The organism is Rhizobium sp. WSM1328 (assembly GCF_057653715.1).
Map to the genome: position 1 here is coordinate 364474 of NZ_CM172788.1, position 12519 is coordinate 376992.

At 61.6% G+C, this 12519-nt stretch carries 11 protein-coding genes; 10 read left to right on the forward strand and 1 reads right to left on the reverse strand.

Annotation, left to right across the window (positions count from 1 at the left end; translation table 11 throughout):
* Window positions 1–19: 19 nt before the first annotated feature.
* The 6 genes from AC2444_RS01860 (at window position 20) to folD (ending at window position 5690) form a co-directional block, all read left to right on the forward strand.
* The gene (locus AC2444_RS01860) at window positions 20–583 is read left to right on the forward strand and encodes a rod-binding protein (RefSeq protein ID WP_012756083.1); all 564 of its coding nucleotides are present in this window, start codon (window positions 20–22) and stop codon (window positions 581–583) included.
* 124 nt (window positions 584–707) lie between these two features.
* A complete protein-coding gene (locus AC2444_RS01865) occupies window positions 708–1073 on the forward strand; it encodes a hypothetical protein (RefSeq protein WP_012756084.1) in 366 nt (121 codons plus the stop codon).
* Window positions 1073–1612 (forward strand): hypothetical protein, encoded by a 540-nt coding sequence (locus AC2444_RS01870; RefSeq protein WP_012756085.1) that lies wholly within the window; start codon window positions 1073–1075, stop codon window positions 1610–1612. The genes AC2444_RS01865 and AC2444_RS01870 overlap by 1 nt, the downstream gene beginning before the upstream one ends.
* Before the next feature lie 291 nt (window positions 1613–1903).
* Window positions 1904–2743: a WecB/TagA/CpsF family glycosyltransferase gene (locus tag AC2444_RS01875; protein ID WP_012756086.1), complete on the forward strand. Its 840-nt coding sequence runs from the start codon at window positions 1904–1906 to the stop codon at window positions 2741–2743.
* A gap of 156 nt (window positions 2744–2899) precedes the next feature.
* A complete protein-coding gene (locus tag AC2444_RS01880) occupies window positions 2900–4672 on the forward strand; it encodes a GumC domain-containing protein (protein WP_012756087.1) in 1773 nt (590 codons plus the stop codon).
* 118 nt (window positions 4673–4790) lie between these two features.
* Entirely contained in the window at window positions 4791–5690 is a 900-nt protein-coding gene (gene folD / locus AC2444_RS01885; RefSeq protein ID WP_012756088.1) for a bifunctional methylenetetrahydrofolate dehydrogenase/methenyltetrahydrofolate cyclohydrolase FolD, read from the forward strand.
* 50 nt (window positions 5691–5740) lie between these two features.
* On the opposite strand, the gene AC2444_RS01890 is transcribed toward folD, so the two are convergent.
* Window positions 5741–6766, reverse strand: coding sequence for a LacI family DNA-binding transcriptional regulator (locus AC2444_RS01890; protein ID WP_012756089.1), 1026 nt, complete (start codon window positions 6764–6766; stop codon window positions 5741–5743).
* Window positions 6767–7074: 308 nt separating this feature from the next.
* Here AC2444_RS01890 and AC2444_RS01895 point away from each other — a divergent pair, with 308 nt between their 5' ends.
* The 4 genes from AC2444_RS01895 (at window position 7075) to bglA (ending at window position 12489) form a co-directional block, all read left to right on the forward strand.
* Complete coding sequence (locus AC2444_RS01895) at window positions 7075–8436, forward strand: ABC transporter substrate-binding protein (RefSeq protein ID WP_012756090.1); 1362 nt, start codon at window positions 7075–7077, stop codon at window positions 8434–8436.
* Window positions 8437–8624: 188 nt separating this feature from the next.
* Window positions 8625–9638, forward strand: coding sequence for a carbohydrate ABC transporter permease (locus AC2444_RS01900; RefSeq protein WP_003545587.1), 1014 nt, complete (start codon window positions 8625–8627; stop codon window positions 9636–9638).
* A gap of 1 nt (window position 9639) precedes the next feature.
* Window positions 9640–10803 carry a carbohydrate ABC transporter permease gene (locus AC2444_RS01905; RefSeq protein ID WP_012756091.1) on the forward strand — a complete coding sequence of 388 codons (1164 nt, stop codon included), beginning with the start codon at window positions 9640–9642 and terminating at the stop codon, window positions 10801–10803.
* Between the two features lie 33 nt (window positions 10804–10836).
* Window positions 10837–12489, forward strand: coding sequence for a beta-galactosidase BglA (gene bglA / locus AC2444_RS01910; protein WP_012756092.1), 1653 nt, complete (start codon window positions 10837–10839; stop codon window positions 12487–12489).
* Window positions 12490–12519: the final 30 nt, after the last annotated feature.

Sequence of the window (12519 nt, forward strand, 5' to 3'; positions counted from 1 at the left end):
AAATTCAGAGGATTGTAACGTGGCTATTTCGCCCCCCAGTGATCTGGTCCTGGACGTTGTCAAAGCTGCCGACCCCATGGAGCTTCAGGCAGCCCAGGAAAAGTTGAAGGCAAATCGTGCGGCCTTTGCCGCAACGAGCCTCGCCGAGAATGGCAAGGGCTTCTCCAATACGGTCGACGTTCTCGATCAAGTCGGCCACAAGAGTGGCCTCAACAACATTCAGAACCGCACCAAGGCCGAGGAAGCTCCGGAAAGCTACCGGAAGTTCGAGGCCATGGTCCTGCAGAATTTCGTCAAGTCCATGCTGCCGAGCGAAAGCGAAGACGTCTACGGCAAGGGTGCGACCGGCGATATCTGGAAAGGCATGATGGCCGAACAGCTCGGCAACGTCATGGCCAAGGGAGACGGCATCGGCATTGCCAAGCAGATGTACAGCGAGCAGCTGCGCCGGCAGGAAGGTAAGATCGTCAATGCCTCCACCGACGACGATGACCGCAACACCGCGCTCAGCATGATCGACGACTTCCAGCGCAAGACCTTTGGCACGCCGACGGCCGAAGCCAAGACCGATAGAACAGGATGATTTTAGGCCCGTTGGCCTGAAATCTGAATCCTGTTCTCAATTAAAGAGTTAGAGCGTGATGCCGTCCGAAAACCGCGCACACTTTTCGGCATCATGCTCTAAGCGACGCATAACCGAGGGTACAATGGAAATAGTTTCGAACGAATACAGGATCAAATCCGTTCTCGGACGCCTCGAAATGATCATCGATAATGAGAACACCCGGATCGGCAACGATCCGCAGTTCGATCTCAAGGTCTCCAATGCGCATAAGAGCCGCTGCCTCTACGAGCTGTCGACGCTTTTCCGCGACACCGATCCGGCCGAGCTTGCCGCTGCCCATCTCGATCAGTTGCACGGCTTGAAGAAGAAACTGGTTCTCAATGCCCGTCGCGTCGAGGCGCATCTCGAAGCGGTTCGCGCCGTCGCCGACCTCCTGAAGAACGCGGTTCAGGACGCCGATGCCGACGGCACCTATTCCCAGGAACAATTCGCCGCGCGTGGAAACTGATGATCAAGCTCGTCCTCACCGGTGTCTGGGTTTGCGCCATCACCTTGGCATCGGTCTATTTCTCGGTGTACCTGGCGACCGCGCCGGCGCCCGCAGCAACGGATTCCAAGCAGAGCGCTCTTGAACTGGTGAAGGGCGAAACGATCACGGTGCCGATCATCGGCAACGGTGCGATCACCGGTTACTTCCTCGGCCGCGTTTCGTTCATGATGAACAAGGACATGCTGAAAGGCGTGACGTTGCCGCTGAGCGAGATGACGACGGACGAGCTTTTCAGTCTGCTCGTCGGCAATAAGATGGTCGATATCGCCCACATCAAATCCTTCGATCCGAAGGCCTTCCGCGAGGAGATCAAGAAGGGCATGAACGAGCGCCTCGGCGGCGAATACGTCGCCGACGTGATGCTGGAGCAGCTCGACTATCTCTCCAAGGAAGAGGTCAAGGAAAGCTCCGCCGGTCAGCCGAAGAAGGTGGGCAAACCCGTCAAGATCGTCGAGACCGCACCGGCCGCCGAAGCACCGGCGCCAGCTGCCCACTAAACATCATCTGATCATCGACGACAAACGGCGCCCGAGGGCGCCGTTTGTCGTTGGCGCGCGTGGTTAATAATCCACTTATGCGAGCATGGAAATTCAAGGAATTTTCCTAAGGGTTGTTTGAAACCGTCCTGTTATATCAGGTGTCACAGCTTGGCATGCGCCGCTTATCCGAGATCGGAGCGACGCCGTCCCGGCGGGACGCGACCGGTCCTTTCGAGACCTCCGGTGCGGAAATATAGGCTTGTTTTCCGGGATGTCGGGCGCATGCAGCACCCTCGGCAGGAGGTAGGAATGAATCTGATTGCAAACTTCGCGGTGCTCGCATCGCGGCGGACGATCTTCGATCTGCCGGTCTGCGATCTCGGCTGGGACGATGCCCTCGTTTTCATCAACGAGCTGGCCTCTATTCCCGTCGGCCAGACCGTGGTTTGCTTCGTCAACGCCCACAACATGCTGACCGCGCTGCGCGACGACGAGTATTACCGGATCATGTCGCACAATCTGGTGCTGCCTGATGGTATCGGCCTCAACATCGCATCGCAGATCGCCCATGGTTCGCCGTTTCCCGCCAATCTGAACGGCACCGATTTCGTGCCGGCCTTCCTCACCTTCATGGAGGCCCCGCGCCGCATCGGCCTCATCGGCGGTGAGCGTTCGGTCGTCGAGGCAGCGGCGGAAAATTTCCGCAGGCACACGCCCTGGCACGAATTCGTCGTCGTTTCCGACGGTTACTTCGACAAGGTCGATCCCACAGATGTCATCGAGGAACTCGAGCGCCAGAAGGTCGATATCCTGATCGTCGGTATGGGGACGCCGCTGCAGGAAAAATGGGTTCACGATCATATTCGCGCCGATCATGCACGCCTGGTGCTGACGGTGGGCGCTCTCTTCGACTTTGTCTCCGGCGCCGTCCCACGCGCGCCGAGGACGGTGCGGATGATGCGCCTGGAATGGGCCTATCGCCTGCTGCAGGAGCCGACGCGCCTCTGGCGCCGTTACATCATCGGCATCCCGGTGTTTCTCTTCCATGTCCTGCGCTACCGCTTCCGCCGGCGCGAAAGGATCCTCAGCCATCCGGAAGAGCACGGCAGCGCGCTGCAGCCGCGGTCGGATCATAAGAAGGCGAGCTGACCTTATAGCGCCGCGCGTCTAACAAGACGCGCGGCTTAGCAATTTTTGCCCGCTGCGGTTAACCATTTCTTTGCCATGAATATTTAGAGTGGCTTAATCATCTGTATCCGTGCGGATGAGCGAACTCGGCCATCATGTGCATGAGATGTGGCGCAAATGTACGATATCAGGGCCAGAAACAACTTCCAGGATCGCGTAGCCGCAGGGCCGCGCCACGATGACGATTCCTATGGGGCACCCCGGTCTCGCCAGCCTGATATCGCGCCGCCCGAGGCCGAATTGCTGCGCGCCATCGGCCGGGTGCTGGAGGAGCAGCGCGCCAGGGCGGCGCGCACCGCACCGCTGGTCGACCGCATCGAAACCATCCTCGGCAACCGCCTCCGGGCCGCCAACGACGTCGGCCATCTGCTTCTTCAGCAGCCGGCGGGCGACGAAGAGCTGAGCGTTCCGGCCGACGAGCCGATGATCTCACCCGAACCGTTGGCAGCGGTCCGTGAAGAACCCGCGGCGGCCCGGTCGGTCGCACCGCGCCGCCGCGTGGGCGGCATTGGTCTTGTGATGATGGTGGCCGCCGCGACGATCGTCGGCGCGGGCTTGCCGGCGCAGATGCCGGCTTCGCCGGCCCTCTACCGTGCCGAGGCGACGCTTGCGGTGAAGAGCGATGCCGCAAGCCGCGCTGCCTTCACCCAGGCCGCGGCGAAAGGGCTGCTGTCGGCGCGGGTGGTTGCTTCGACGGTGGCCGCCCTGAAACTCGATCACGACCCCGAATTTGCCGGCGCCAGTGCCAATGCGCTCGGCGTCGCGCTCGATCTCCTCTCGGCGACCGGCGCTGCTGCCGATCCGGCCTCGCGCGCCGAGGCGACGCTGAAACATGCGGTCGAGATACTGCCCGATGCCGCCGCCGGCACCATCCTCGTCAGGGCGACGACCGGTAATAGCGGCAAATCCATGCGCATCGCCGCAAAGCTTGCCGAAGCGGTGTCCGCAGCAGACGGACCCGGCGGCAACGTCGAGACCGATACCGCCTTGCGCAAAACCTATGACGAGGTGAAAGTGGAGCTTGCCGCCTTCACGGCGAAGAGCGGCGAGGGCAACGTCAAGGTGGCGATCGATCTTCGCCGCCAGATCGACCAGCTCGATGCCGATCTGAAAGCGGCCGACCAGAACATCCTTGCCGCCAAGGCGCAGACCGACCGGCTCAAAGCCGCAAAACTTGCCGAAGTGCTCGACGGTTCGCTCCCCTCCGATATGCTTTCGCCGGCGCTGCAGGACTGGCGTGACAAATATGCCGTCGCCAAAACGACGCTTGCGCAGCTTTCGGCCGAGCTCGGCCCGCGCCATCCGCGCCTCTTGCAGCAGCAGGCCGAAACCGACGGTCTGAAGGAGAATATGGGCAAGGAGCTGACCCGTCTTGCCCAGACTGCCAACCTCGCCGCCAAAGCCGCCGTCGATGCGCGCAAGGGCCTGAACGATCGCCGCAACACGCTGATCGCCCAGAGCCGGGACACCGGCGTCGATTTGTCACGCCTGACCGAGCTCAGCGAAAAGGCGAATGCCGCCCGCTCGCGCCTCGAAGAGGCGACGTCCACAGCGGTGGAAACGGCCGCCGACGGTCGTATCGTTCTCCTGAAGCCAGCATTGGCAACCGCAGTATCGGGAAGCGATGGCCTGACCGGCCGCTCGCTGGCCGGTGCCGCAGCGGGCCTTGCGATAGGCCTTGCCGCGGCTTTCTTGCTCCGGCTGCGGAGGCCCGTCGCCGATCCCGCAAGGGAAAAAATGCCAGTACTTCGGCCGCAGGCCGCACTGCCGTCGATGCCCGCGCAGGCCCCCGCACCGGTCGACGAGATGGAGCTGCTGCGCTCCGAGATCTCCGGCCTGCGCGACCGGCTTCGTGTTCATGCGCTCGAAGCGCGGCAGCCGCTACGCTGAAAACATTTCCTTGCAAGCTTGCTATTGCCTTGCCGCTTTCGGACAGGATAGGGCGTTAGCGGGCAATTGACGCTCGCCGAATATCCATAGATTGACGCGAAACAGGGCGGAGAGACGCGTGACGACAGTAATCGACGGAAAGAACGTAGCTGCATCGGTCATTCAGACGGTCAAGAGTGCGACGGCGGCGCTGGAAAAGAGCAGCGGCGTCACCACCGGTCTTGCGGTTGTCATCGTTGGCGACGATCCGGCAAGCCACGCCTATGTCGGCTCCAAGGGCCGCATGGCCAAGGAGTGCGGCTTCAAGTCCGTTCAGCACACGCTGCCGGCCGAGACGAAGCAGGAGGATCTGGCAGCCCTCGTCGCCAGCCTCAACGCCGATCCGTCGATCCACGGCATTCTGGTGCAGCTGCCCCTGCCGAAGCCGCTCGACAGCGAGGCGATCATCCAGTCGATCCTGCCGGAAAAGGATGTCGACGGTCTGAGCGTCGTCAATGCCGGCAAGCTCGCCACCGGCGATCTGAAGACCGGACTTGTCTCCTGCACCCCGGCCGGCGCCATGGTCTTCGTCCGCCGCACCCATGGCGAGGATCTCTCCGGCCTCAACGCCGTCGTCATCGGTCGCTCCAACCTGTTCGGCAAGCCGATGGCGCAATTGCTGCTCAACGCCAATGCGACGGTGACGATCGCTCATTCCAGGACCAAGAATCTCGCCGAGGTCTGCCGCAACGCCGATATCCTGGTGGCCGCCGTCGGCCGGCCGGAGATGGTCAGGGCCGATTGGGTCAAGCCCGGTGCGACGGTCATCGACGTCGGCATCAATCGGGTGGCAGCCCCCGAAAGAGGCGAGGGCAAGACCCGGCTCGTCGGTGACGTCGCCTTCGAGGAGGTTTCGGCGGTCGCCAGCACCATAACCCCGGTTCCCGGCGGCGTCGGGCCGATGACCATTGCCATGCTGATGGCCAATACGGTCATTGCCGCCCATCGCACCGCAGGGCAGACACCGCCGCAGTTTTGATTAGAGCATGATGCCGAAAAGTGTGAGCGGTTTTCGGACGACATCCTGTTCTAGGCCTGGGGAACAGGACCGGTCGAGGCCCTGACGATCAGCTCGGTCTTCCAGAGCTCCTGGTCGGGGAAGGGGCCCGCCTGCTTTACCGTGCCGATCAGCCGCTGCGCGATGCGAACGCCCGCCGCCCGCAGTGAAGAGCGGGTCGTCGTCAGCGGCACGGAAAAGCTTTCCGGTTTCAGCAGCGGCAGTACGTCGTCATGGGCGATCAGCGAGATATCCTCGCCGAGCCGCAATCCGGCCTGGTTGACCGCGCGGATCGCGCCGAGCGCCAGCACCGTGCTGGAGCAGAGGATCGCCGTCGGTCGCTCCGGCAATTGCAGGAAGTGTTCCATTGCCAGCAGGCCTTGTTCGTCCGTCATCAGCGCGTGGCTCATGCAACCCTCCTCGAGCGCAAGCCCGCGCTCGGCAAGGGCGGCGACGACACCGTTCTTCCTGCGGATGGCGAAATCGAGATGCATCGGTCCGTTCATCAGCGCAAAGCGCGTATGGCCGAGCTGTAGCAAGAGCCGCGTCGCGTCGTAGAAGGCGCCTTCATTGTCGATGTCGAGATAGGGATAGTCCGGCTCCGAACCGAAGGACCGGCCGTGCACGACATAGGGCATCGAGAGCGATTTCAACATGGCGAGCCGTGGATCGTGGCCGCGCATATAGGCGACGAACAGGGCATCGACATTGCCGCTGATCGCAAGGCGGCGCAGCGCCGCCACCTCGTCATCCGGGTCGGCCGGCATGATCACGAAGTGGAAGTCGTGGCGCACGGCCTCTTCGCCCAGCCCTGCCAGGAATTCGCCGAAATGAACGTCGGACTGGTGGCCGGGCGCCGTCGGCATGACGAGGCCGATCGAGCCTGCCTTGCCGGTCGCAAGCCGTTGCGCCGCCTTGTTCGGGCGGTACCCGGTTTCCTTGACAGCCTGAAGCACGCGCTCCCGGGTCGCCTCGTTGACCTCGGGATAGCCGTTGAGCGCTCGGCTCACCGTCGTCTGAGACAGCCCCAGCAATTCCGATAGCTGTTTGAGATTCACCTGCTATGCTTCCTCCCGGCCCGCCCGTCAGCCGTCTTGAAAAGGCCTGCCGCCTCCCAGTGGCATCCAAAGCGCTTTCAATTATGTATCATCTGGCGCGCTTGACTCAAGAAAAATCGCTCCATAGTTCCCGATAGGTGCTGTTGCGCCGCGATATGCCCCGATATCTGGCGTGTTTGCAGCGGGTTTTCGCGAATTAACTTGACTTCATTCCACCGAAAGTGGAATGAGTTGGGTGTCAAAGCGCTTTGAAATTTCTTTATTGAGGGAATTCGGCGCGGTTGGGATTGTGATGGGAGGTTGATCACATGAAAAAGTCATTTTTGATGGGCGTTGCCGTGGCAGCGCTTTTTGCCGGTGCTGCGTCCGCGGCCGATTTGAAATTTGCCCCGGGGCAGGATTCCAAGTTCAACTGGAAGAGCTATGACGAGTTCAAGGCTGCGCATGCCGATCTGAAGGGTCAGCCGCTGACGATCTTCGGGCCGTGGCGCGGCGAGGACGAGGCGTTCTTCATGAGCGTGCTTGCCTATTTCACCGAAGCCACCGGCATCGATGCCAAATACTCGTCTTCCGAAAACTACGAACAGCAGATCGTTATCGACACGCAGGCGGGCTCGCCGCCGAACATTGCCGTTCTGCCGCAGCCCGGCCTCCTGGCCGATCTCGCCAGCAAGGGCTTCCTGACGCCGCTCGGCGATGACAACTCCAAGTGGATCAAGGACAATTACGGCGCCGGCGACAGCTGGGTCGGTTACGGTACCTACAAGGGCAAGGACGGCAAGGAAGCCTTCTACGCCTTCCCGTATAAGGCCGACGTAAAATCGCTGGTCTGGTACGTGCCGGAGAATTTCGAGGAAGCCGGTTACAAGATCCCGACGACCATGGAAGAACTGCATGCCCTGACCGACCAGATCGTCAAGGACGGCGGCGTTCCCTGGTGCATCGGACTCGGTTCCGGCGGCGCCACCGGCTGGCCGGCGACCGACTGGGTCGAGGACATCATGCTGCGCATGCAGCCGCCGGAAGCCTACGACAAGTGGACGACCAACGAGCTGAAGTTCACCGATCCGGCGGTCGTTGCCGCGATCGACGAGTTTGGCAAGTTCGCCAAGAACGCGAAATACGTCGATGGCGGCGTCGCAGCCGTGGCCTCGACCGATTTCCGCGACAGCCCGAAGGGCCTCTTCGCGGTTCCGCCGAAGTGCTACATGCACCATCAGGCCTCGTTCATCCCGTCCTTCTTCCCTGAAGGCACGAAGCTCGGTCAGGATGCCGACTTCTTCTACATGCCGACCTTTGCGTCGCATCCCGAACTCGGCAAGCCGGTTCTCGGCGCCGGCACGCTCGTCTCGATCGCCAAGGACTCGAAGACGGCCCGCGCCTTCATCGACTTCCTGAAGACCCCGATCGCCCATGAGGTCTGGATGGCGCAGTCGAGCTTCCTGACGCCGTATAAGGGCGTCAGCACCGAGGCCTATGCCAACCCGCAGATGAAGAAGGAAGGCGATATCCTGACCTCGGCCACCACCTTCCGCTTCGACGGTTCCGACCTGATGCCGGGCAAGATCGGCGCCGGCGCCTTCTGGACTGGCATGGTCGATTTCGTCGGCGGCAAGTCCGCTGAAGAGGCCGCTGGCGAAATCCAGAGCGCCTGGGACGGCATCAAGTAATCTTTCAAAATTATGCCGCCGGCTTGCCGGCGGTATGGGCTTGCATGACTGGCCGGGCTCGCAAAGAGCCCGGCCATCGCAGGATATATTGTGATTAGGCTATACAAATAGATTGACGGTGACCGGCGTTGACCCGTCAGAATAAAAGCCGGTCGGAATAAGATCAGGGGAAGCAGGGGAGGGACGAAATGCTGTCGCAGATAGTGTCCGCTTTGGGCGTCGTGGTCGGAGCCGTTATCGCATGCTCGGCCTATTTCTATTTTTCGAACAAGATCCTGGATCTCGCTCTGCCGGTGAAGGATGGTGACATCCGCGCCGCATCGCGCAATCTCAACCGGCGTGCACTCGTCCGGCCGTGGTTGTTCATCGGCCCGGCGCTCTTCCTGCTCGTCGTCTATCTCGTCTATCCCGTCGTTGCGACCTTCATCCTCTCCTTCTACGACCGTGCCGGCCTGCAGTTCGTCGGCCTCGCCAACTACAAATGGGCGCTCGGCGACCGCGAATTCCGCCAGTCGATCTTCAACAACATCCTCTGGCTCGCCGTCGTGCCGGCCGCCTGCACCTTCTTCGGCCTCGTCATCGCCGTGATGACCGATCGCATCTGGTGGGGCAATATCGCCAAGAGCATCGTCTTCATGCCGATGGCGATCTCCTTCGTCGGCGCCTCGGTCATCTGGAAATTCATCTATGAATATCGCGGCGGCAACGACGTCCAGATCGGCCTGCTGAACGCTATCGTCCAGACCTTCGGTGGTACGCCGGAGGTGTGGATCTCCATTCCCTTCTGGAACAACTTCTTCTTGATGATCATTCTGATCTGGATCCAGACCGGTTTCGCCATGGTCATCCTGTCGGCCGCCCTTCGCGGCATCCCCGAGGAGACGATCGAAGCCGCCGTGATCGACGGCGCCAATGGCTGGCAGATCTTCTGGCGCATCATGGTGCCGCAGGTCTGGGGTTCCATCGCCGTCGTCTGGACGACGATCACCATCCTCGTCCTCAAGGTCTTCGACATTGTGCTGACCATGACCAACGGCCAGTGGCAGACGATGGTGCTGGCGAACCTGATGTTCGACTGGATGTTCCGCGGCGGCGGCGATTCCGGCCGAAGTGCGGTCATCGCCATCATCATCATGCTCGCTGTCACGCCGATCATGGTCTGGAACGTGCGCCGCGCCAATCGCGAATTGAAGGGCCACTGAGATGACCGCTATCGGAAGCTACTTCAAGATCGGCCCCGCCCGGCTCTTCGTTCACGCAGCCGTTCTGTTGATCGTCATCATCTGGTTGATCCCGACGCTCGGCATCTTCGTCAGCGCGCTGCGCGACAAGGACCAGATCGTCGTCTCCGGCTGGTGGACGGCCTTCGTCGGCTCGACCCAGACGGCCGCGGTCCGCCTTGGTACACCCGACCAGCAAAAGCAGGAGGGTGCCACCTACGTCATCTCGGGCAATGTGCTGGAAGGCCAGACCGGCCGCGCGGTGAAGGCCTTCGGCAACCGCATACAGCAGCCGGCCGCCTTCAAGGCCGGTGAGACCGCCGATCTCGGCGACGGTGAAACCCTGCAGATCAACAGCGACGGCAGCTACCGCTATGTGAAGAACGCCGCCTTTTCGCCCGACCAACGCCCGAAGCGCATCTATGCATCCGTCTCGGCGCCGCCGGAATTCACGATGCAGAACTACAACACGGTTCTGACCGGCGAGGGCATCGGCCAATCCTTCATCAACTCGCTGACCGTGACGATCCCGGCGACGATCATCCCAATCCTGATTGCCGCTTTCGCCGCCTATGCCCTGAGCTGGATGGAGTTTCCCGGCCGCGGGCTGCTGATCGCGCTCGTCGTCGGCCTCATCGTCGTGCCGCTGCAGATGTCCCTGATCCCGCTGCTGCGCCTCTATAACGAGATCGGCAACATGCTCGGCCAGCCGTCCAAGACCTATCCCGGCATCTGGCTGGCTCATACCGCTTTCGGCATGCCGCTCGCCATCTATCTCTTGCGGGCCTATATCGCCGGCCTGCCGAAGGAGATCATCGAATCCGCCCGCGTCGACGGCGCGAGCGATTTCGAGATCTTCGTCCGCATCGTTTTGCCTCTGTCCTTCCCGGCACTCGCCTCCTTCGCCATCTTCCAGTTCCTGTGGGTGTGGAACGACCTGCTCGTCGCCATGGTCTTCCTCGGCACCGACAAGGACCACATCGTGCTGACCGGCAGCCTGAACGCGCTGCTCGGCTCGCGCGGCGGCAATTGGGAGATTTTGACGGCGTCAGCCTTCGTCACTATCATCGTGCCGCTGCTCGTCTTCTTCGGGCTTCAGCGTTACCTGGTGCGCGGTCTGCTGGCGGGTTCGGTCAAGGGAGGCTGACCATTCCAAACGTGACTTCAAACAGGATATTCCATGAACGTGGCTTCCCAATCGATCTCGACCCCTGACAAAGACTGGTGGCGCGGCGCGGTGATCTACCAGATCTACCCGCGCTCCTACCAGGATTCGAACGGTGACGGCATCGGCGACCTGAAGGGCATCACCGCTCGCCTGCCGCATGTGGCAAACCTTGGCGTCGATGCGATCTGGATCTCGCCCTTCTTCACCTCGCCGATGCGCGATTTCGGTTATGACGTTTCCGACTACGAGAATGTCGATTCGATCTTCGGCACGCTGGTGGATTTCGACACGATGATCGCCGAGGCTCATCGCCTCGGCATCCGCGTGATGATCGACCTCGTCATCTCCCATAGCTCGGATCAGCATCCCTGGTTCGCGCAGAGCCGCTCCAGCAAGACCAACGCCAAGGCCGACTGGTATGTCTGGGCCGACGCCAAGCCGGACGGTACGCCGCCGAACAACTGGCTGTCGATCTTCGGCGGCTCGGCATGGGCGTGGGATCCGACGCGCATGCAATATTACCTTCACAATTTCCTGACCTCGCAGCCGGACATGAACCTGCATAATCCTGAGGTGCAGGACCGTCTGCTCGACGTCGTGCGCTTCTGGCTCAATCGCGGCGTCGACGGCTTCCGCCTCGACACCATCAATTTCTATTTCCATGACACGCAGCTGCGCGACAATCCGGCGCTTGCCCCCGAGCGCCGCAACGCTTCGACGGCGCCGGCGGTCAATCCCTATAATTTTCAGGAGCATCTCTACGACAAGAACCGCCCGGAGAACCTTGCCTTCCTGAAGCGCTTCCGCGCCGTTCTCGAGGAATTCCCGGCAATCGCCGCCGTCGGCGAAGTCGGCGACAGCCAGCGCGGCCTTGAAATCGTCGGCGAATACACCTCCGGCAATGACAAGATGCACATGTGCTATGCCTTTGAGTTCCTGGCGCCCGATCCGCTGACGCCGGAGCGCGTCGAGGAGGTGATGCAGGATTTCGAAGCTGCCGCACCCGATGGCTGGGCCTGCTGGGCCTTCTCCAATCACGACGTCATGCGCCATGTCAGCCGCTGGGGCGGGCTGGTCGCCGATCACGACGCCTTTGCCAAGCTTTATGCCTCGTTACTGATGACGCTGCGCGGCTCCGTCTGCCTCTATCAGGGCGAGGAGCTGGCGCTGACCGAGGCCGATCTCGCCTATCAGGATCTGCAGGACCCCTATGGCATCCAGTTCTGGCCGGAATTCAAGGGCCGCGATGGCTGCCGCACGCCGATGGTCTGGGACAGCCAGGTCGCCCAGGGCGGCTTCTCGACGGTCAAGCCCTGGCTGCCGGTGCCGGTCGAGCATATCCTGCGTGCCGTCAGCGTCCAGCTGGGCGACGAGGCTTCCGTGCTGGAGCACTATCGCCGCTTCATCGCTTTCCGCAAGCTGCATCCGGCTTTTGCCAAGGGCGAGATCGAATTCGAGGAACAACAGGCCGATAGCCTGGTCTTCACCCGTGAATACGGCAACGAGAAGCTGCTTTGCATCTTCAACATGAGCCCGGCCGAGGCCGCCGTCATTCTGCCTGCGGGAGAATGGCAGGCATTGACGGGCCACGGCTTTACCAGCAACAACTATGGCGACAAGATCGATATTCCGGCCTGGGGGGCGTATTTCGCCCGTCTTGCCTAAGGAACATAGGCCTAAGGAAACACAGGCCCA